Source organism: Aeromicrobium sp., assembly GCF_036676885.1.
In the GTDB taxonomy this organism is placed as follows: domain Bacteria; phylum Actinomycetota; class Actinomycetes; order Propionibacteriales; family Nocardioidaceae; genus Aeromicrobium.
This window is the reverse complement of sequence record NZ_JAKFCB010000331.1, coordinates 1-21,209: the sequence shown is the minus strand read 5'-3', so window position 1 is coordinate 21,209 and position 21,209 is coordinate 1. Positions and strand designations below refer to the sequence as shown.

Below are 21,209 nucleotides of genomic sequence, written 5' to 3'. Positions count from 1 at the left end.
TCATCTCTTCCTCAGGACGATCGCGAGGTTCCAGGTCACCAGCTCGCGCAGGACCGGGACCCGCAGGACCCACCACGACCAACGCGGCAGATAGCGCGGGATCACCGCGACCACCTCGGCGGCGGTCTGACGGCGCGCCCAGCGAAGACCCGCGGCCGCAGTGACCGGGAAGAGTGACGTGCCGAAGACGTTCTTGGGCGGGTGCCCGTGCTTCTTCTCATAACGCCGGGCCGCGCGGTGACCGCCGAGGAAGTGCCACGGCGCGGTCTCGTGCCCGCCCCACGGTCCGTACCAGAGCGTGTACGACAGGAAGACCAGGCCGCCGGGCCTCGTCACCCGCACCATCTCGTCGGCCATCGTCCAGGGCTCGCTGACGTGCTCGAGGACGTTCGAGGAATACGTGACGCCGAAGCTGCCGTCGGCGAACGGCAGCTGCATGCCGCTGCCGAGGACCGTGCCGGGCTCGGGATCCCCGAGTCCCGACAGCTCGCCCAGGTCGGCGTCGAGCGGCGTGTAGGTCGCGCCCGCGTCGCGGAACGCGTCGGCGAAATAGCCCGGTCCTCCCCCGACGTCGAGCACCCACTGGCCGTCCAGGCCGGCATACGTACGGATCTGGTCGACGGAGTCGCGGGCCAGCGTGCCGTAGAAGTGCGCGGGGTCGGTCTGCTCGACCCGAAATGCCTGGAACAGCCGCCACGATCGGCCCAGATCAGGGCGAAAGGGCAGGTCAGGCACCCGGAAAGGATACGGGAGGGGTGGACCACCGTGATGTTAGAATTGCACTGTCATGTTGAGGGACATGGCGTCGCCACGTTGAGGGACGTGTCGCGAGGGAGCAGTCGGCACCGCGTCGGCGACCGAAGGAGGGGCTGGCAACCGCCGGCCGAACATGCACATCCTCTTCTGCAACTGGCGGGACACCAAGAACCCCGAAGGCGGAGGCTCCGAACGCTACGTCGAGAACATGGCCCGCGGCCTCGTCGACCGGGGCCACAGCGTCACGATCGCCTGCGCCGCCCACGACAACGGCCCGCACGAGGAGATCATCGACGGAGTCCGCTTCGTCCGTCGCGGCACCAAGCTCGACATCTACGTCCGTACGTTCCTCGCCCTGCTGCTGGGTCGCTTCGGCAAGGTCGACCTCGTCGTGGACGTCCAGAACGGGCTCCCGTTCTTCACCCGCCTCGCCACCCGCAAGCCGGTCGTCGTCCTGGTGCACCACGTGCACCGCGAGCAGTGGCCCATCGTCTACCCCGGGCTCGTCGGCCGCATCGGCTGGTGGATCGAGAGCCGCGTCGCCCCGCGCCTCTACCGCCGCAGCCAGTACGTCGCGGTGTCGCAGGCGACCCGCCTCGAGCTTGTCGAGCTCGGCGTCGACCGCGACCGGATCACGATCATCCACAACGGCAACGACCCTGCGCCGCTGGTCGAGGCAGCTCGATCCGCCACACCGCGAATCTGTGTCGTCGGGCGGCTGGTCCCGCACAAGCAGGTCGAGCATGCGATCGATGCCGTGGCCTTGATGCAGGCTGACCACCCCGAGGTCATCCTCGACGTCGTCGGCGCGGGCTGGTGGGACTCCGAGCTGCGTGCGTACGCCGAGCGGCGCGGGGTCTCCGAACGCGTCGTGTTCCATGGCTACGTCGACGACCGGGCCAAGCACGAGCTGCTGGCCCAGTCCTGGCTCATGGCGCTCCCGTCCCTCAAGGAGGGCTGGGGCATCGTGATCGGCGAGGCAGGAGCGCACGCGACACCCACCGTCGCCTACAGCACTGCGGGCGGCACGACCGAATCGATCGACCACAAGGACTCAGGGGTGCTCGTCGACACTCCCGACGAGTTCGTCGCCACGCTGCGCGACCTGATCGACAACGACGAGTGGCGCGAGTTCCTCGGCCGCGGCGCCCTCGCCAAGTCCAAGGCATACACGTGGGCCGGCTCCCAGCAGGAGTTCGCGGGGATCATCGAGACGTTCGGGCGGTAGGAGCAGGCCCGGGCGCACGAAGGGCGGGCTCCGAATGAGCCCGCCCTTCGATGGCGTCTGGACGCCGGGTGAATCAGTTGTTGGAGCCGTAACTCACGTTCGTCGATGAGATCGGCTCCTCGCCGGCCTTCTCCTGCGTCTGGACGACGCCCACGACAGTGGCTCCGGCCAGGCCGAGTCCAGCGATGAAGGCGATGATGCCGCCAGTAAGTGTTCCCACGTTGATGTCCTCCCTCGAGACCACACAAGTCTACCAGCCGGTAGGATCACGCCCGACTCCGCGAGGCCGCAGGGGCCGGCTTCCGTCGTCGGCGTTCGGCCGCCCCGCGAACCGCCCCGACCAGCGCAAACAGCAGAGTCAGCGCGGTGACGCCCCACGTCGCGGTCATGATCTGCCGGTCGGTCTTGTCAATCGTCGTGGGTCTCGCTCCCGGGATGGCGAACACCCTGATGGCGGTCCCCTCGACCTCCAGCTCCCGAGCGCCCCTCACCTGTCGCAGCGCCGTACGAGCACCCGGCGCGTCGGTCTCCACGACGACCAGACCGATCCCCTGCCGGGCCAGCCCACGCCTGACGTTCGCGCCGCGCAGCACCCGTTCTATGCGCGCGGCACGGGGATCCTCGCCGGCGATCGTACGCCCGGAGACCACGAGGTCGTCGTTCGTGACGGTCGTACGGTCGAAGTACCGGCCGGCCGGGTCGAGCACCGACGTGTCGTGGTTCCATGCCGGCTTGCGGTAGGAGCTGAACGGCAGCACGACGATGTCTCCCCGCACCGTGCTGGATTCGATCACTCGCCGGGCATCGGTCCACGCCGCTGGGTAGGTCGCGGGCTCCAGCCGCCCGCCCACTCCCCACGCCAGGTCGGGCATCGCCGCGATGGGCAGCGCCAGCGCGAACACGATCACCGGCACCTCCCACGCGGTGAACTCGGCCCGGTAGAAGATCGTGTGCGCCCCGGCACCGAACGCGACGGCCTCGAGCGGCACCAGCAGGCCCAGCCAGCGGGTGCCGTCGCGGATGAGCCCACCGGCCGGGACATCGGCGACGACCCGGGCGACGAGATCTGGATCGAGCCAGCCGGCGAGGGCGACGGCCAGCCCGACGCCGCCGGCGACGCAGAGCACGGCGAGCAGTCGCGCGTCGTCCTGCCACATCGTGACGATGCCGACGACCATGACCGCGCCGATCGCGATCGCGATGAGAACGGCGAGCCACAGGGTGCGGGACGTCGGCACGACCTCGGTGTTCCAGATGCCGCCGAGCGTCAGCGCCGAGCCGACACGCCCGAAGTGGCCTTCGGACTGCAGCTCGAACAGGCCGACCGCAGCCGGGTCGCTGCGCGAGATCGAGGAGTGCAGGATCCCGGCCACGATCCACGGGCCGTTGACCAGGGCGGCCAGGAACACCACGGTGATGACCCCGCGGCGCCATGCCGCAACGACACCCAGGACGAGGCCCATGACACCCGTCGCCGGTGTGAGCGCGGTGGCCGCGAGCGCCAGCGCCGCCACGTGCCAGCGTGGGCCGCCCTTGACGCTGATCGCGTCGATCAGCCACGGGAAGGCCGCGCAGGCCACCAGCAGCGGCCATTGTCCGAGCACGAGTCGCTCGGCGACGAACGGGTTCCAGACCGCGAGGGTCGCGGCGGCGAGCTGAGCCACGAGCGGGCGCTCGCGCAACAGCCGGGCAGTGCCGACCGCGAGCAGGAACAATGCGGCGAACAGCACGAGCCTCTGCACGATCGCCGCGGGGATCACGGCTCCGAGCAGGCCGGCCAACGCGTCCGACGGCACGGCGCGCGGCAACCCCGTGCCAAGGCCCCAGATCTCCGGACGGTCCAGGTCGAGCTGCGGCACCCACACCATGTCGTACGACAGGACGTAGCCGCGGGTGAACAGCGGCAGGCACACCGCCAGGGCCAGGAAGGCCGCCCAGGCGGGCACGGCGATCCGTTCGAGGTCGAGCTGTTGCCATCGCCTCATGCTCGCCCCTGCTCTTGTCCGACACCGGCCACGGCTATTGTGCCGTGGTGAGGACCACGCGCGCGACGATGACCGGTGGGACGCTCGTGGCGGCGGGCATGATGACGATGAACATCGCTGTCTACGCGTTCAACGTCATCGCGGCGCGGGCACTGCTGCCCAAGGAGTTCGGCGCCCTCACCGCGTTGTTCGGCATCCTGCTGGTCGGGACCGTCGCGTCGCTGGGCCTCCAGGCCGTCACGGCGCGCCGCCTCGCGATCGACCCCGAGAACCACGACGCCATCATCGGCGCGACCGTCCGGGTCACGGTCATCGTCGCGTCGGCCGTGGGAGTCCTGGTCGCGGCGTCGACCGTCGTGCTGACACCCGTGCTCAAGCTCGACAGTCACTGGGCCGTGATCCTGTGCGGCGCGACCCTCATACCGCTCACCGTCATGGGCGCCGAGTCCGGCATCGCCCAGGGCACCGCCCGCTGGGGCGCCCTCACCGCGATCTACGTCGGCAACGGCCTCGGCCGCTTGATCGGCGGTGCCCTCGCGCTGGTCATCTCCCCGAGCGTCATCTCCGCGATGATCGGCATCGCGATCGGCTCCTGGCTGCCCGCCCTCGCCGGCGCCCGGCTCATGATCGGACACGACAAGGGTGCCTTGATCAGCCGACGATCGCTGCTCAAGGAGGCGCTGTTCTCGACGCATGCCCTCCTCGCGTACTTCGTGCTCAGCAACCTGGACTCACTGATCGCCCGCAACCGCTTCGACGAGCACGCCAGCGGCCTGTACGCGTCGGGACTGATCCTCGCCAAGGCCGCGTTGTTCTTCCCCCAGTTCGTCAGTGTCGTGCTGTTCCCCGACCTGGCACGCGCCACGACGCATCACGCCCGGCTGCGCGCGGTCTCGCTGGTCGCCGGCTTCGGCGCGCTCGCGGTGCTCGCGACGGCGGTGCTCCCCCGTGTCGCCCTGATCCTGGTGGGCGGTCACCAGTACGACGAGATCACCGACCGGCTCTGGCTGTTCGCCGTCGCCGGATCCTGCCTGGCCGTCGTGCACCTGCTGGTGTTCGACGCCCTCGCCCGGCACGCCCACGGCATCGTCGTGATGATCTGGGCCGCGGTCGTCGCGGTGCTTGCCGCGGCGTACGGCTTCGGGGTCGGCATCACCGGGCTCGTCCTCACGGTCGCGCTGGTCGCCGCCGCCCTGGCCGCGGCCGTGTTCGTCTTCGCCCCGAGCCACCCACGTACGCCCGTCGAGTCAACGGGTCAGTGACCTGCTTCGTGCCAGGTGCGACCGACACCGACCGAGACATCGAGTGGCACCGAGAGGTCAGCTGCCGAAGCCATCTGCTCGCGGACCAGCTGCTCGACCTGCTCCCGCTCCCCCGCTGCGACCTCGAGCACGAGCTCGTCGTGCACCTGCAGCAACATGCGTGAGGCGAGCCCGGCGGCGTCGAGCGCTCGCTCGACGCCCAGCATCGCGACCTTGATGATGTCAGCGGCGGAGCCCTGGATCGGGGCGTTGAGCGCCATGCGCTCGGCCATCTCACGACGCTGGCGATTGTCGCTCTGCAGATCGGGCAGGTAGCGGCGTCGACCCATGATCGTCTCGGTGAACCCGGTCTGCCGGGCCTCGTCGACCAGGCCGCGCAGGTAGTCGCGCACCCCGCCGAAGCGCTCGAAGTAGTCGTCCATCAGCGCCTGCGCCTCACCCGTGGAGATGCCGAGCTGCTGGCTGAGTCCGTAGGACGACAGCCCGTACGCGAGGCCGTAGTTCATCGCCTTGATCCGCGCACGCAGGCCGCCGTCGATCTCGCTCGGCTCCTTGGAGAACACCTTGGCAGCCATGACGGTGTGGAAGTCCTCGCCGGAGTTGAACGCCGCGATCAGGTCGGCGTCCTCCGACAGGTGCGCCATGATCCGCATCTCGATCTGGCTGTAGTCGGCCGTCAACAGCGTCTCGAAACCCTCGCCGACGCAGAACGCCTCGCGGATCCGCCGGCCCGACGCCGTCCGGATCGGGATGTTCTGCAGGTTGGGGTCGTTGGAGCTCAGCCGGCCGGTCGCGGCGATCGTCTGGGCGTACGTCGTGTGGATCCGGCCGTCGTCGGAGATCGACTTGCGGAGGCCCTCGACGGTCTGACGCAGGCGCGTGACGTCGCGGTGATCGAGCAGGTGCTGCAGGAACGGGTGCTCGGTCTTGACGTAGAGCTGCTGCAGCGCCTCGGCGTCGGTCGTGTAGCCGGTCTTGGTCTTCTTGGTCTTGGGCATCCCGAGCTCGTCGAACAGCACGACCTGCAGCTGCTTGGGCGATCCGAGGTTGATCTCCTTGCCGCCGATCGCGGCGAACGCCTCGGATGCGGCATTCGCAGCGCGTGCCGCGAACTCCGACTCGAGCTCGATCAGGTGGTCGTCGTCGATCGCGATGCCGGTGCGCTCCATGCGGGCCAGGGTCGCCACGAGCGGCAGCTCGACGTCGTGGATCAGCGCCGTGCCGCCGGCCTGCTCGACCTCTTGGTCGAGCACCGCGGCCAGGTCGAGCGTCGCCCGGGCACGCAGCATGCCGGACTCCGCACCGATGTTGTCGGTGTCGAGCGTCAGCTGGCCGGAGTTGTCCGACTCGTCGCGCAGCTCGCGCTTGAGGTAGCGCAGGGACAGGTCTCCGAGGTCGTACGACCGCTGGTCGGGCCGCACGACGTATGCCGACAGCGCAGTGTCGGCGGCGACGCCCTTGAGCGGCCAGCCCTTGGCCTCGAGCGCCAGCGACGGTCCCTTGGAGTCGTGCAGGACCTTGGGCCGCTCGGGATCGGCGAGCCACGCGGCGATCGCCGCATCGTCGTCGGCGGTGATCTCGTCGGTGTTGATCCAGGCGGCCGACTCGTCCGATGCGATCGCCAGACCCACGACATCGCCGGTGCCGCGGCCCCACGAGCCCTGCACGTGGAGCCCGAGGCGTGCGCCGGACTTGGACTGGGTCTCGAGCCACGCAGGGACCTCGCCCGGCGCCAGCGTCGTGCCCTCGAGGTCGAAGCCCTCGTCAGCCTGCGGCTCGACGTCGCCGAACGCCTCGAACAGCCGCACCCGCAGGGCGTTGAACTCCAGTGCGTCGAACACCGTGTGGATCGCCTCGCGGTCCCACACCGTGTCGAACGCCAGGTCGGCCGGTCCGGCCGGCAGGTCGAGGTCGAGGATCAGCGCGTTGATGCTGCGGTTGCGAAGGACGCTGTCGAGGTGCTCGCGCAGCGCCTCGCCGGCCTTGCCCGGGACGTTCTCGACGTCGTTGACCAACGCCTCGAGAGTGCCGTACTGGTTGATCCACTTGGCTGCCGTCTTGGGCCCAACCCCGGGCACACCCGGCAGGTTGTCGCTGGTCTCGCCGACGAGGGCGGCGATATCGGGATAGTGATCCGGGGTGACGGAGTACTTCTCCTCGACCGCGGCCGGCGTCATGCGGGCCAGGTCGGAGACACCCTTGCGGGGGTAGAGCACCGTCGTCTTGTCGCTGACGAGCTGGAGGGCGTCGCGGTCGCCCGTGCAGATCAGCACCTCCATGCCGGCCGACTCGGCACGCGTCGTCAGCGTGCCGATGATGTCGTCGGCCTCGAAGCCCTCCTTCTCGAAGGTCGTGATGTGCAGCGCGTCGAGGATCTCCTTGATCAACGGGATCTGGCCGGTGAACTCGGGCGGCGACTTGGAGCGATTGCCCTTGTAGTCGGCGTACTGGTCGAGCCGGAACGTCTTGCGTGAGACGTCGAACGCGACTCCCACGTGAGTCGGCTTCTCATCACGCAGCACGTTGATCAGCATCGACGTGAAGCCGAACACCGCATTGGTGCTCTGGCCCGTCGTCGTCGAGAAGTTCTCGACGGGGAGGGCGAAGAAGGCACGGTAGGCGACGGAATGGCCGTCGATCAGCAGGAGGCGGTCCACCCGGTCGACTCTAGTCGCCGGCTCTGACGAACCGCGAGGGGTCAGCCGCGCGTTCTAGCCGCGCAAGACGTCGCGTGCGTCGGTGCGGCGGCGGAGCGTCCGGCGTACGGCGATCAGCTTGCCGGTGTCACGCGAGTTGGTGGCCTTCATCGTCAGCCGGGACCGCAGCTTGCTGGCCTGGATCGCCCGCACGGTCGAGATCTGGTTGAACCCGATCTTGGTCAGGTAGCGGTGCGGCTCACGGGCGTGCGCCGGGACGGCGGCCACGACGATCTCGCAGTTGTGCTCCTCGCCATAGCTCGCGGCGGCCGACAGCAGCGTCGAGGCGACCGACTTGCGACGGAATCGCGGCGACACCTGGATCTCGGTGATGATCAGGACGCGCGTCAGGTTGATGGGGGTCAGCGTGCCGATCGTGCACACCGTGGCGCCGACGATCTCGCCGTCGATCAGTGCGACGATGATGCGTTTGTCGCGTTGCCCGAGGTTGAACTCCAGGGCCGCGGCCGCCTCGGCCACACCGGGTTCGCGCCAAAGAGACTGCTGCGTGAACGCCTCAGAGCCCTCGTCCTGGCTCGCACCCGCGCACTCCGCCCAGAGTGCGACAAGGGCGTGCGCGTCCTCACGATCTGCGTCCCTGAGGACGATGTGCGGTCGGCCCGACATGCACTTCCCTGTCTCGAGTCCGGGAGCACCTGCGACCCGTCGCGACGCAGCAAAATGACAGACTACGCGCGGAGGGCCCGGGCGTACCCGGTTGAAACCTCAATTGTCGAAGGAGACCTTACATGTTCGTCGGCTTTGGCACAGCCACCAATGTGGCGACCGTGATCGCGGGATCCGGCCTGGGTCTCCTGATCGGTCACCGGCTGAGCCTGCGCGTACGCTCGACCGTCACCTCGGCGCTCGGCCTGGTCACGCTCCTGATCGCCGCGGATGCGGCGATGGCGGTCGGCGACTCAGAGCTGCGCGATGCCGTCGGCACGAGCGCGCCGATGCTGATCGTGCTGGGATCGCTGGTCATCGGCGGCATCATCGGCTCCTCGTTGCGGCTGGAGGACCGGCTCGAGGACTTCGGCGGCTGGTTGCAGGTCCGGCTGACGCGCGGTGAGGCTGCCGAGGGCAAGGAGCGGTTCATCGAGGGGTTCGTGATCAGCTCGCTCGTGTTCTGCATCGGCCCGCTGACGATCCTCGGAGCGATCAACGAGGGGCTCGGCAACGGCGCCGACCAGCTGCTGCTCAAGGCCACCCTCGACGGGTTCGCCGCCCTCGCGTTCGCAGCATCCTTCGGCATCGGCGTGATGGCATCGGCGATCTCGGTCGCCGTGATCCAGGGCTCGCTGACCGTGCTGGGTGCGCTGCTCGGGTCGTTCCTCCCGGACGCCCATCTCGCCGCACTCACCGCTACAGGCGGATTGATCCTGATCGGAGTCGCGTTCCGCTTGCTCGACCTCAAGTCGATCCACGTCGCGGACCTGCTGCCGGCGCTTGTGGTCGCGCCGATCCTGTGCCAGATCGCGGTCCTCGCGCACTGACACTGCGTCTCGAAACCGAACTGTTACCTGCGGCGGGCGGGTGTGACATGCATGACTCTCGGATGTGGCTATAGTCCACTGGAGGTCGAACGACCCTCGACCGAGAAACTCGACAGGAGACACCGCGTGCACCTGCGACCAGCGACGCTCCTCACCGCGATCCTGGCCGGTCTGATCCTGCTGGCGCCCGTCACCGCGAACGCTGCGACGACGCCCACGCCCAGCCCGACCGCCACTGGAGCGCCTGAGGCCAACCCGATCGTCGACGGGCAGAACATCACGGTCACCTTGAAGGACCTGAAGGGCGGCAAGGGCGAGGCTGTGCCCGTCCCCGGCGTGAGCCTCACGGTCCTCAAGGACAGCAAGACCGGAGAAGAGATCGGCACCCAGGTGACCGACCAGGCCGGCCGCGTCAGCATCGCGATCCCCGGCAACGGCGTCTACGTCATCACGCTTGACAAGGACACCCTCCCCGAAGGCGTCGAGCTCAGCGGCGGCGAGAGCGATCTGACGATCACCGCACGGCTGGGTGGCAGCAACTTCGCCACCTTCCCGATCGGCGCAGCCGTCGCCGACAAGGTCGCCTTCACCGAGAAGCTCACCAACTCGATCGTCGCCGGCCTCAAGAAGGGCCTGATCATTGCCCTTGCGGCGCTCGGCCTCTCGTTGATCTTCGGCACGACGGGCCTCACCAACTTCGCGCACGGCGAGCTCATCACGTTCGGCGCGATCATCACCTACATGTTCAACCGCGGCTTCGGGATGCCGGTCCTGGCGGCCGGAGTCCTCGCGATCGTGGTCTCGGCAGCATTCGGCTGGGCCCAGGACCGAGGCCTGTGGCGTCCCCTGCGAAGTCGGGGCACGGGCCTGATCGCCATGATGATCGTCTCGATCGGCCTGGCGCTGCTGATGCGCAGCATCTTCCAGTACACGTTCGGCAGCTCGACGCAGACGCTGACCCAGTACGTCGCGCAGCCCCGCACCGACTACGGACCGGTCTCCCTGTCCGACAAGGAGATCGCAATCTTCGGGATCTCGATCGTCGCGATCGTGATCGTGTGCATCGGCATGATGACGACCCGGCTCGGCAAGGCGATGCGGGCCGTCTCGGACAACCCGGCCCTCTCGGCATCCTCAGGCCTCCGGGTCGACGGTGTCATCTCGGCGGTCTGGATCCTCGGTACGGCCCTGACGGGTCTTGCCGGCGTGCTCCTCGCGATCAACGACCAGGTCAACTTCCAGATGGGCTTCAAGCTGCTGCTCCTGGTGTTTGCGGGCGTCACACTGGGCGGCCTCGGCACGATCTGGGGCGCCCTCGTCGGATCGATCGTCATCGGCCTGATCGTCGAGGTTGCGCCTGTCATCGAGCTGTGGGGCGTACACCCCGTACCGGCATCGATCAAGGACGTCGGCGCGCTGGTCGTGCTGATCCTGATCCTGCTCGTCAGACCTCAAGGCATTCTCGGCCGAGCCCAGCGGATCGGATAGGCGGACATCATGGACATCGGAACCATCGTCGATGCCGCGTTCTCGGCGGCTCTCGGACCTCAGGCCATCGTGTTCGCGATCGCGGCCATCGGCCTCAACGTGCACTTCGGATACACCGGACTGCTCAACTTCGGCCAGGCCGGCTTCATGGCGGTCGGCGCCTTCGGCCTCGCCGTCAGCGTGGTGACCTGGGACCTGCCGTTCTGGCTGGGACTGGTCATCGCGATGTTCGCCACGGTGGTCCTCGCACTCGTGCTCGGCGTGCCAACGCTGCGCCTGCGTGCCGACTACCTGGCGATCGCGACGATCGCCTCCAGCGAGATCCTCCGCCTGGTGTTCGGCGCCGTCGAGTTCAAGGAAACGTTCGGCGGGTCCAACGGGCTCACCGGCTTCGCTCGCACCTATCAGAGCCTCAACCCGTACGACGGCGGCCTCGACATCGGGGTCGTGTCGTTCAGTCGCAACGACCTGTGGTCGATCACCGTCGGCTGGTCGATCGTCGCTCTCGGCTGCCTCCTCATCTGGGCACTCATGCGCAGCCCATGGGGCCGCGTCCTGCGCTCGATCCGTGAGGACGAGGACGCTGTGCGCTCGCTCGGCAAGAACGTCTTCGCCTACAAGATGCAGGCGCTCGTGCTGGGCGGCATCTTCGGTGGCCTCGCGGGCGTCTTCCACGTGCTCAAGCAGGCTTCGGCCGTCCCGACGGACTTCAACACGACGTTCACGTTCTACGCCTATGCGGCCCTGCTGATGGGTGGTGCCGCACGCGTGCTCGGACCGGTTGTCGGATCAGTTCTGTTCTGGTTCCTCATCGCGGGTCTTGGCTCGTTCTTCAGCCAGGCCACCGGCGGCACGGATCCGTTGATCCCCGCCTCCATCATGACCGACACTCAGGCCAGCCTCGTGCGATTCATCGTGCTCGGACTCGGACTCATGCTGCTGATGATCCTGCGACCACAAGGGATCTTCGGCGATCGAAGGGAGATTGCGATCGATGGCCGCTGACGTCAGCACCGCCCGTGCAGCACTCGAAGGAGTGCCCCGCGAGCCCGGTGCCCCCAAGCCCGACCCGATTGTCAAGGGCAGCAACATCACGCGTACGTTCGGCGGACTCACGGCCGTCGACGTCGACCACATCGAGGTCCAGCGGGGCGTCATCACCGCGCTCATCGGTCCGAACGGCGCCGGCAAGACGACCCTGTTCAACCTGCTCACGGGCTTCGACGAGCCCGACCAGGGCGAGTGGGACTTCAACGGCACGTCGCTCGGCAAGGTGCCGGCCTACAAGGTCGCCCGCCTCGGCATGGTCCGGACGTTCCAGCTGACCAAGGTGCTCTCCAAGCTGACGGTCATCGAGAACATGCGCCTCGGCGCGACCGGCCAGCGAGGCGAGAAGTTCTTCTCGGCCGCCTTCAAGTCGCTCTGGAGCGCTCAGGAGGACGACAACACGAAGCGCGCCGACGGTCTGCTCGAGCGGTTCAAGCTCGACGCCAAGCGCGAGGACTTCGCCGGCTCACTGTCCGGCGGTCAGCGCAAGCTGTTGGAGATGGCGCGCGCCTTGATGGTCGATCCCGAGCTGATCATGCTCGACGAGCCCATGGCCGGCGTCAACCCGGCCCTCAAGCAGTCCCTGCTGGGACACGTCAAGTCGCTGCGTGACGAGGGCCGTACGGTCCTGTTCGTCGAGCACGACATGGACATGGTTCGCGACATCTCGGACTGGGTCATCGTGATGGCCCAGGGCAAGATCGTCGCCGAGGGCACACCGCAGTCCGTCATGGCCGACCAGCGCGTGATCGACGCCTATCTCGGCGCGCACCACGACACCGACATCACCGAGGTCGACATCGCGGAGATCGAGGCCGAGGCCGACGCAGAGCTCGACGAGGAGACACGGGAATGAGCGAAAGCAGCCAGACGGCCGAGCGCGAAGGGCACCTCGCCCACGCTGAGGGCGCCGTCCTCCGCGCGGACAACTTGATCGCCGGCTACCTGCCGGGCGTCAACATCCTCAACGGCGCCGATCTCTACTGCCAGCCCGGCGAGCTCGTGGGCATCATCGGCCCCAACGGTGCAGGCAAGTCCACCCTCCTGAAGGCACTGTTCGGCCTGGTCAAGGTCCACGAGGGCAGCGTCCAGCTCAAGGGCGAGGACATCACGAACCAGCGGGCCGACCAGCTCGTCTCGAAGGGCATCGGGTTCGTGCCCCAGAACAACAACGTGTTCCCCAGCCTCACGATCGAGGAGAACCTCGAGATGGGCTGCTACCAGGAGCCCAAGCGCTTCGACGAGCGCTTCGGCTTCGTCACGGACCTGTTCCCCCGCCTCGGCGAGCGCCGCAAGCAGCGTGCGGGGCAGCTGTCCGGTGGCGAGCGGCAGATGGTGGCGATGGGTCGCGCGCTGATGATGGATCCGTCGGTGCTGCTGCTGGACGAGCCATCTGCCGGCCTCTCCCCCGTCCTGCAGGACGAAGTGTTCGTGCAGACGCGCAACATCAACCGCGCGGGCGTCTCGGTCATCATGGTCGAGCAGAACGCACGACGCTGCCTGCAGATCTGCGACCGCGGCTACGTGCTCGACCAGGGCCGCAACGCCTACTCCGGCACCGGAAAGTCGCTTGCCGACGATCCCAAGGTCATCGAGCTCTACCTCGGGACGCTGGGTCAGCAGGAAGACTGAGCAGCGTCACCAGAACGCAGAGAACGCCCGGCACCCACGGTGCCGGGCGTTCCTGTGTCTGCAGCCAACCGTCGGCCGTGCCGGGCCGCCGGGCACAGCAGAGGGCCCCGATGCCGAAGCATCGGGGCCCTCCAGTTCAGCTGATCAGATCAGGTGATCAGATCGTGCCGCTGATGTAGTCGACCGCCTTGTAGGTGTTGTCCGCACCGTACTCGTAGATGCCGATCGACGCAGCCGTCGGGCTGCCCGTCTCACCGAGCTCGATCGGACCGGAGACACCGTCATAGTCGATGTCAGCGTCCTTGTCGGCCTCGAGGAGCTTGGCGCAAGCCTCGAACGTCTCGCACTTGTCGCCGCCCTTGGTGATGTCCGCAATCTTGGCGGCAATCGCCTCGCCCGAGTCGTTGTCAGCCGCGATCGCGGCCAGCGCCGACACGACGGTGGCGTCATAGGACTCCGCCGCGTACGAGTAGTCCTTGAGCTTGTCGTCGACCGTTGCAAGACGCTTCTTGAAGTCGTCGCCCGCCTCGGCACCGGGGATGGTTCCCTTGGTGCCGGTGAGGGAGCCGGCCGGAAGCGGCGTGGTCGAGTCCGCGGAGTAGTCAGCCGTGTTGCCGTCGACGAAGTACGTCGGAACGTCCTTCGGGCCGGTGTTGGCCTGGATCAGCTTCGGAACGATCGTCGTGGTCTCGTCGAACGCAACGAGGACAACCGCGTCCGCGTTGGAGTCCGCGATCTCGGAGATCTGGGTGTCACCCGGACCGTCCTTCTCGCTGTAGAGCACGTTCGCAGCGACCTTGGAGCCCGCAGCCTCAAGGTTCTTGGCGACCTCCTTGGCCAGCGTCTCGCCGTATGCGTCCTGGCGAGCCAGGATCGCCACGTTCTGGCGTCCGTCCTCGACCAGGAGGTTGGCGAGCACGGCACCCTGAAGGATGTCGGACGGCGCCGTACGGAAGTAGAGGTCAGGCTTGGAGTAGTCACCCTCGTCGAACGAGGTCGACGTGTTGGCCGGCGAGAACATGACCGTGCCTGCCGACATGATCTTGTCGATCACGGTGAGCGAAACGCCCGAGGACGCGGCACCGACGATGACGTCGGACTTGGCCTTGAGCAGCTTGTCGGTCTCGGCCGGCGCAATGCCCGAGTCGGTGTCTCCGGAGTCGGCCTTGACGCCGACGACGTCCTTGCCGAGCACGCCACCTGCGGCATTGATGTCCTTGATCGCGAGGTCGACACCTGCGAACTCCGGCGGGCCGAGGAACGCAAGGCTGCCGGTCTGCGGAAGCAGCTGGCCGATGGTCAGGGTGCCGTCTCCCTTGGCTGCGGGGGCATCGGTCGCCTTGTCCTTGTCACCCTCATCGTCGCCACCACATGCAGCGAGAACAAGCGCGCTCGCGGCCACGACGGCCGCCAGGCGGATCGTCTGAGTACTGCGTTTCATCAATCCTCCGGATTTGTAGAAAGCCCATGGCCCATGCCAGGGAGCGTGTACGTACCCATGAACTTAGTCTTTTCAGGGGTCAATTGTGTCAACCGCGGGATTACGGAAGGTAACGTAGCCAATTTGTAACCCGGGCCCGTTTCAGCCCTGGTGCTCGACCGACGAACCCAGCTCCGGGCCGTGGTCGATGACGCCCTGGGCCACCTGCTGCATGGTCAGGCGCAGGTCCATCGCGGTGCGCTGGATCCACCGGAACGCGTCGGGCTCGCTGATGCTCAGAGCCTCCTGCAGCAGGCCCTTCGCGCGCTCGATCGCCTTGCGCGTCGCGAGCTGGTCCGTGAGGTCGCCGACCTCGAGCTCGAGCGCCTTGATCTCGGCGAAGCGGCTCATCGCCATCTCGATGGCCGGCACCAGGTCGGACTTGGTGAACGGCTTGACCAGGTATGCCATCGCGCCGGACTCACGGGCGCGCTCAACGAGCTCGCGCTGGCTGAACGCCGTCAGCATCACGACCGGAGCGATCCGCGCCTGGGCGATCTGGGAGGCCGCCGCGATGCCGTCGAGCTTGGGCATCTTGACGTCCATCACGACGAGGTCGGGGCGCAGCGCCATCACGAGCTCGATCGCCTCCTCGCCGTCGCCGGCCTGACCGACAACGTCGTAACCCTCCTCAGCGAGCATCTCGGCGAGGTCGAGCCGGATCAGCGCCTCGTCCTCGGCAATCACGACGCGCGTGAGGGGCCGTCCCGATTCCGTCGCAAGATCAGTCACATGAGAAGGTTATCCCGGTGCGCTGAGGTTGGCTGATCTCGACCGGCGCGCGCATGCCGGGTTGGCGGAATGGTAGACGCGACGGTCTCAAAAACCGTTGTCCGCAAGGGCGTGCGGGTTCGAGTCCCGCACCCGGCACCGGGACTTGAGCCCTCGCTGGCGCTCGGACTCACTCCCGGCGCCGGAAGCACCGGCCGGAGGCCGCGGTGCCGGCCTGCCGGCACGGGAACTGAAGCCCAGAAAGTTGTGGGCAAGAATTCCGAGTCTGAAAGCAACGACGGCCGCCCGCGGCCGGCGCCGTGCCGGCTTGCCGGCACCTCATGAGACGACCACCCGACGCGACCACGCACGGCCGCCGTGCCGGCTTGCCGGCACCTCATGAGACGACCACGCACGGGGCGCCTCACCGGCACCACCCGGGCCCGAGGCGTCCCCAAGGAGACACGTTTTCGGACAGCCTGAAACCCGCCCGACACCGCATATTCCTTGAAATCCCGGCATATTCACGCAAGGATGAGAAGGGCGGAGTCGGGCTCCGCAACACCAGGGATCTCCCTCCCAGGGCTGCAACAGGTGCATACTCCCATGCCGACCGCAGCACGTTGCGACACGGTTCTTCCGTAGCCCGCTCCGCCCCTCAACCTTCGAGGGGCGAGCGGTGACGCCCTGGGGAGTCCTACTCGTCGGTGTCCTGGTACGCCGGCACGACGCCGTTGATCGCATCGCCCATGTTGTGGATCCGCAGCGCGTTGGTCGAGCCGGGGATGCCAGGAGGGCTCCCGGCGACGATCACGACCTGCTGGCCCTCGGCGCAGCGGCCGATCTCGAGCAACGCCTTGTCGACCTGCAGCACCATCTCATCGGTGTGGGTGACCTCGGGGACGAGGAACGTCTCGATGCCCCAGCTCAGGGCGAGCTGCGAGCGTACGAGCGGGTTCGGCGTGAACGCGATGACGGGCGCGCTCGAGCGGTAGCGGGTCATGCGGCGCGCGGAGTCACCCGTCGTCGTGAACGCGACGACATAGCGGGCGTTGATCGACTCGGCGACGTCCGCGGCGGCACGGCAGATGATGCCGCTCTTGGTCTTGGCCTTCCACGTGAACGCCGCCATGCGGGGCAGCCCGTGCTCCTCGGTCGACTCGATGATGCGGGCCATCGTCGTGACGGTGTGGATGGGGTACTCGCCCACGCTCGTCTCGCCGGACAGCATGACGGCGTCGGCACCGTCGAGGACCGCGTTGGCGACGTCGGACGCCTCGGCGCGGGTCGGTCGCGGTGCGGAGATCATCGACTCGAGCATCTGGGTCGCGACGATGACCGGCTTGGCGTTGCGGCGGGCCTTCTCGACGATGAGCTTCTGGACGATCGGGACGTCTTCGAGCGGGAGCTCGACGCCGAGGTCACCGCGGGCGACCATGACGCCGTCGAACGCATCCATGATGCCGTCGAGGTTGTCGACCGCCTGGGGCTTCTCGATCTTGGCGATGACCGGGCGGATGATGCCCTCCTCGACCATGATCTTCTTGACGTCGTAGTAGTCGTCGGCCGAGCGTACGAACGACAGCGCGATGAAGTCGGCACCCAGGCGCAGGGCGAAGCGCAGGTCGTCGATGTCCTTCTCGCTCATCGCGGGGACGCTGACCATGACGCCGGGCAGGTTGATGCCCTTGTTGTTGCTCACCGGCCCGTTGGTCTCGACCAGGCAGGTGACGTCGGTGTCGGTGACCGCGGTCGCGCGCAGCCGCATGCGGCCGTCATCGATCAGGATCTCGTCGCCGACGGACACGTCGCCGGGCAGGCCCTTGTACGTCGTGGAGCACCGGGTGACGTCACCGAGGATGTCGTCGGTCGTGATCGTGAACGTCGCTCCCACGTCGAGCTGCACGGGCCCGTCGGCGAACCGGCCGAGCCGGATCTTGGGGCCCTGGAGGTCGGCCAGCACGGCGATCGCCTTGCCGACCTTGTTGCCGGCCTCACGAACCCATGCGTAGTTCTGCTCGTGGTCGGACTGGTCGCCGTGGCTCATGTTGAGCCGTGCGACGTCCATGCCGGCCTCGGCCAGCTGTTCGATCTTGCGGGCGCTTCCGACGGCGGGGCCGAGGGTGCAGACGATCTTCGCTCTTCTCACTTCACGAGCCTATCCAGCGCTTCGCCCTACCGGCGAGTCACTTAAGTGGTTTGGCGCAACAAATTGGATGAGACATGGAGTCACACCGTCAATGGGCGCGCATGAGGCGGTATCGGGGCCGGCAGGTTGGTCGACCCGGACAGATAGGCGTCGACTCCGGCGGCTGCGGAACGACCCTCGGCGATGGCCCAGACGATGAGCGACTGGCCCCGTCCGGCGTCGCCTGCGACGAACACGCCATCGACGCTGGACATGTAGCGCTTGTCGCGCTTGATGTTGCCGCGCTCGTCGAGCTCCACGCCGAGCTGGTCGACCAGCCCCTCCTGCTCGGGACCCGTGAAGCCCATCGCGAACAGCACGAGCTGGGCCGGGACGACGCGCTCCGAGCCGTCGACCTCCTGGAACTTGCCGTCGACCATCTCGACCTCGACGAGACGCAGGCCGCTGACGTGGCCGTCCTCGCCGATGAACTCCTTGGTCGAGACCGAGTAGACCCGCTCCCCTGCCTCCTCGTGTGCCGAGGAGACGCGGTAGATCATCGGGTACGTCGGCCACGGCTGTGACTCGGGACGATCCGTGCCCGGATTGGGCATGATCTCGAGCTGCGTGATCGACCGGGCGCCCTGGCGGACGGATGTGCCGAGGCAGTCAGCGCCGGTGTCGCCGCCACCGATGATGATGACGTCCTTGTCGGTCGCGAGGATCTGGTTCTCGACCTCTTCACCGAGCGCGACGCGGTTGGCCTGCGGGAGGAACTCCATCGCCTGGTGGATGCCGGCGAGCTCACGGCCCGGGACCGGCAGGTCACGGCGTACGGTCGCGCCGATCGCCAGCACGACCGCGTCGTAGCGGTCCCGCAACTGGTGGCCGGTCAGCGTGTCGCCGACCTGCACGCCCGTACGGAACACCGTGCCCTCGCGCTGCATCTGGTCGATGCGGCGATCGACATGGATCTTCTCCATCTTGAACTCGGGGATGCCGTAGCGGAGCAGTCCGCCGGGCTTGTCGTCGCGCTCGTACACCGCGACGGTGTGACCCGCGCGGGTCAGCTGTTGAGCGGCCGCGAGGCCGGCCGGGCCGGAACCGACGACGGCAACGGTCTTGCCGGTCAGCCACTCGGGCGGCTCCGGGCGGACCTGGCGGTCGTCCCAACCCTTGTCGATGATCGAGACCTCGACGTTCTTGATCGTGACGGCGTCACGGTTGATCGCCACGACGCAGGCCGTCTCGCACGGTGCCGGGCACAGCCGACCCGTGAACTCCGGGAAGTTGTTGGTCGCGTGCAGGCGGTCCAGCGCCTCGTCCCAGTCCTCGCGCCACACGAGGTCGTTCCACTCGGGGATCAGGTTGCCCAGCGGGCAGCCCGAGTGGCAGAACGGGATGCCGCAGTCCATGCAACGCCCGGCCTGCTCGGTGATGATCGGCAGCAGGGCGCGGCCGGGACCACCGGGATAGACCTCGTTCCAGTCGTGGATGCGCTCCTCGACGGGACGCCGTTCGGCGACCTTGCGGGGCGTCGTGATGAATCCTCGGGGATCAGCCACGTGCGGCCACCTCCATCATGCGTGCGGTCGTGTCTTCCTCGGACAGTCCTTCGGACTCGGCGGCGTCGCGCGCCTCGAGCACCAGCCGGTAGTTGACCGGCATGATCTCGGTGAAGCGGGCCAGCGACTGCTCCCAGTTGCCGAGCAGCTGCTCGGCGACGACCGAGTTCGTTTCTTCGAAGTGCTTCTGCACCAGTGAATGGAGCACGAGCGAGGCGTCACCATCCACGCGACGAAGCTCCACCATGTCCATGTTGACCTTCGTCTCGTCGAGATCCAGGACGTACGCCGCGCCGCCGCTCATGCCGGCGGCGACGTTGCGCCCGGTCTGGCCGAGGATCACGACCCGGCCACCCGTCATGTACTCGCAGGCGTGGTCACCCACGCCCTCGACGACCGCGCTGGCGCCGGAGTTGCGGACGCAGAAGCGCTCACCGACCTTGCCGCGCAGGAAGATCTCGCCGCTGGTCGCTCCGAAGCCGATGACGTTGCCGGCCACGATCTGTGCCTCGGCGGTGAACTGCACCTCGCGCGGCGGGCGCACGACGATCCGGCCACCGGACAAGCCCTTGCCGACGTAGTCGTTGCCGTCGCCCTCGAGTCGCAGCGTGATGCCCTTGGGCACGAACGCGCCGAACGACTGCCCAGCCGAGCCGAGGAAGGTGATGTCGATCGTGTTCTCCGGCAGCCCCTCGCCGCGGTAGCGCTTGGTGACCTCGTGGCCGAGCATCGTGCCGACCGTACGGTTGACGTTGCGGATCTCGACCTGCGCACGCACCGGCTCGCCACGCTCGAGCGCATCGGCGCTGAGTTCGATGAGCTCGTTGTCGAGTGCCTTGTCGAGGCTGTGGTCCTGGCCCGTCGTGTTGTGCAGGGCCGCGCCCTCGGGGAGCTCCGGCACGTACAGGATCGGCGTCAGGTCGAGCCCGTCGGCCTTCCAGTGGTCGACAGCCTTGCGGATGTCGAGCATCTCGGCATGGCCCACCGCCTCTTCCAGGGTCCGGAAGCCCAGTCGAGCGAGCAGCTCCCTCACCTCTTCCGCGATGAACTCGAAGAAGTTGACGACGTACTCGGCCTTGCCGGCGTACTTCTCGCGCAGCGCCTTGTTCTGGGTGGCGACGCCGACCGGACAGGTGTCGAGGTGGCACACGCGCATCATGATGCAGCCGCTCACCACCAACGGAGCGGTCGCGAAGCCGAACTCCTCGGCGCCGAGCAGGGCGGCGATGACGACGTCACGACCGGTCTTGAGCTGGCCGTCCGCCTGGACGACGATGCGGTCGCGCAGCCCGTTGAGCAGCAGCGTCTGCTGGGTCTCGGCAAGGCCGAGCTCCCACGGTCCCCCGGCGTGCTTGAGCGACGTCAGCGGCGATGCCCCGGTGCCGCCGTCGTGCCCGGAGATCAGGACGACGTCGGCCTTGGCCTTCGAGACGCCGGCCGCGACCGTGCCCACGCCGATCTCGGACACGAGCTTGACGTGCACGCGCGCGGCGGGGTTGGCGTTCTTGAGGTCGTGGATCAGCTGCTTGAGGTCCTCGATCGAATAGATGTCGTGGTGCGGCGGCGGCGAGATGAGGCCGACGCCCGGCGTGGAGTGCCGGGTCCGCGCGATCCACGGGTAGACCTTCGGGCCGGGCAGCTGTCCACCCTCACCGGGCTTGGCGCCCTGCGCCATCTTGATCTGGATGTCATCGGCGTTCGTGAGGTACTCCGACGTGACACCGAAGCGGCCCGA

General features: G+C 67.8%; 17 protein-coding genes and 1 tRNA gene. 8 read left to right on the top strand and 10 right to left on the bottom strand.

Features of this window, described 5'->3' with window-relative positions; genetic code table 11:
- Positions 1-735 (bottom strand): class I SAM-dependent methyltransferase, encoded by a 735-nt coding sequence (locus V6M46_RS15410; protein ID WP_332666676.1) that lies wholly within the window; start codon positions 733-735, stop codon positions 1-3.
- Between the two features lie 154 nt (positions 736-889).
- Between V6M46_RS15410 and V6M46_RS15405 the strand changes: the two genes are divergently transcribed.
- Positions 890-1,984, top strand: a complete 1,095-nt coding sequence (locus V6M46_RS15405) for a glycosyltransferase family 4 protein (RefSeq protein ID WP_332666675.1) — start codon at positions 890-892, stop codon at positions 1,982-1,984.
- A 73-nt stretch (positions 1,985-2,057) separates the two neighbouring features.
- Here the strand turns inward: V6M46_RS15405 and V6M46_RS15400 are convergent, their stop codons facing one another.
- The gene (locus tag V6M46_RS15400; protein ID WP_332666674.1) at positions 2,058-2,204 is read right to left on the bottom strand and encodes a DUF2613 domain-containing protein; all 147 of its coding nucleotides are present in this window, start codon (positions 2,202-2,204) and stop codon (positions 2,058-2,060) included.
- A 46-nt stretch (positions 2,205-2,250) separates the two neighbouring features.
- The gene (locus tag V6M46_RS15395) at positions 2,251-3,969 is read right to left on the bottom strand and encodes a hypothetical protein (protein ID WP_332666672.1); all 1,719 of its coding nucleotides are present in this window, start codon (positions 3,967-3,969) and stop codon (positions 2,251-2,253) included.
- A gap of 47 nt (positions 3,970-4,016) precedes the next feature.
- Here V6M46_RS15395 and V6M46_RS15390 point away from each other — a divergent pair, with 47 nt between their 5' ends.
- Complete coding sequence (locus V6M46_RS15390; protein ID WP_332666671.1) at positions 4,017-5,231, top strand: hypothetical protein; 1,215 nt, start codon at positions 4,017-4,019, stop codon at positions 5,229-5,231.
- Here the strand turns inward: V6M46_RS15390 and polA are convergent.
- Both polA and V6M46_RS15380 read right to left on the bottom strand, forming a co-directional pair.
- Positions 5,225-7,888 (bottom strand): DNA polymerase I, encoded by a 2,664-nt coding sequence (gene polA / locus V6M46_RS15385; protein WP_332666670.1) that lies wholly within the window; start codon positions 7,886-7,888, stop codon positions 5,225-5,227. The genes V6M46_RS15390 and polA overlap by 7 nt on opposite strands.
- A gap of 54 nt (positions 7,889-7,942) precedes the next feature.
- Positions 7,943-8,554: a GNAT family N-acetyltransferase gene (locus V6M46_RS15380; protein ID WP_332666669.1), complete on the bottom strand. Its 612-nt coding sequence runs from the start codon at positions 8,552-8,554 to the stop codon at positions 7,943-7,945.
- A gap of 122 nt (positions 8,555-8,676) precedes the next feature.
- On the opposite strand from V6M46_RS15380, the gene V6M46_RS15375 reads away from it, so the two are divergent.
- From V6M46_RS15375 to V6M46_RS15355, 5 genes are all read left to right on the top strand, one after another.
- Positions 8,677-9,423, top strand: a complete 747-nt coding sequence (locus tag V6M46_RS15375) for a DUF554 domain-containing protein (RefSeq protein WP_332666668.1) — start codon at positions 8,677-8,679, stop codon at positions 9,421-9,423.
- 126 nt (positions 9,424-9,549) lie between these two features.
- Positions 9,550-10,911 (top strand): ABC transporter permease subunit, encoded by a 1,362-nt coding sequence (locus V6M46_RS15370; RefSeq protein WP_332666666.1) that lies wholly within the window; start codon positions 9,550-9,552, stop codon positions 10,909-10,911.
- Positions 10,912-10,920: 9 nt separating this feature from the next.
- A complete protein-coding gene (locus V6M46_RS15365; protein ID WP_332666664.1) occupies positions 10,921-11,916 on the top strand; it encodes a branched-chain amino acid ABC transporter permease in 996 nt (331 codons plus the stop codon).
- Positions 11,906-12,814: an ABC transporter ATP-binding protein gene (locus V6M46_RS15360; protein WP_332666662.1), complete on the top strand. Its 909-nt coding sequence runs from the start codon at positions 11,906-11,908 to the stop codon at positions 12,812-12,814. The genes V6M46_RS15365 and V6M46_RS15360 overlap by 11 nt, the downstream gene beginning before the upstream one ends.
- On the top strand, positions 12,811-13,590 hold the full coding sequence (locus tag V6M46_RS15355; RefSeq protein WP_332666660.1) for an ABC transporter ATP-binding protein: 780 nt from the start codon (positions 12,811-12,813) through the stop codon (positions 13,588-13,590). The genes V6M46_RS15360 and V6M46_RS15355 overlap by 4 nt, the downstream gene beginning before the upstream one ends.
- A gap of 157 nt (positions 13,591-13,747) precedes the next feature.
- On the opposite strand, the gene V6M46_RS15350 is transcribed toward V6M46_RS15355, so the two are convergent.
- Positions 13,748-15,031: an ABC transporter substrate-binding protein gene (locus tag V6M46_RS15350; RefSeq protein WP_332666658.1), complete on the bottom strand. Its 1,284-nt coding sequence runs from the start codon at positions 15,029-15,031 to the stop codon at positions 13,748-13,750.
- Between the two features lie 141 nt (positions 15,032-15,172).
- A complete protein-coding gene (locus V6M46_RS15345; RefSeq protein WP_332666656.1) occupies positions 15,173-15,802 on the bottom strand; it encodes an ANTAR domain-containing response regulator in 630 nt (209 codons plus the stop codon).
- Between the two features lie 55 nt (positions 15,803-15,857).
- Between V6M46_RS15345 and V6M46_RS15340 the strand changes: the two genes are divergently transcribed.
- A tRNA-Leu gene (locus V6M46_RS15340) sits at positions 15,858-15,940 on the top strand.
- Positions 15,941-16,478: 538 nt separating this feature from the next.
- On the opposite strand, the gene pyk is transcribed toward V6M46_RS15340, so the two are convergent.
- The 3 genes from pyk to V6M46_RS15325 form a co-directional block, all read right to left on the bottom strand.
- Positions 16,479-17,930 (bottom strand): pyruvate kinase, encoded by a 1,452-nt coding sequence (gene pyk, locus V6M46_RS15335; protein ID WP_332666655.1) that lies wholly within the window; start codon positions 17,928-17,930, stop codon positions 16,479-16,481.
- 80 nt (positions 17,931-18,010) lie between these two features.
- On the bottom strand, positions 18,011-19,474 hold the full coding sequence (locus V6M46_RS15330) for a glutamate synthase subunit beta (RefSeq protein WP_332666654.1): 1,464 nt from the start codon (positions 19,472-19,474) through the stop codon (positions 18,011-18,013).
- Positions 19,467-21,209: glutamate synthase-related protein (locus V6M46_RS15325; protein ID WP_332666652.1), on the bottom strand; the 1,743-nt coding region annotated here is incomplete at its 5' end. The genes V6M46_RS15325 and V6M46_RS15330, both read right to left, overlap by 8 nt.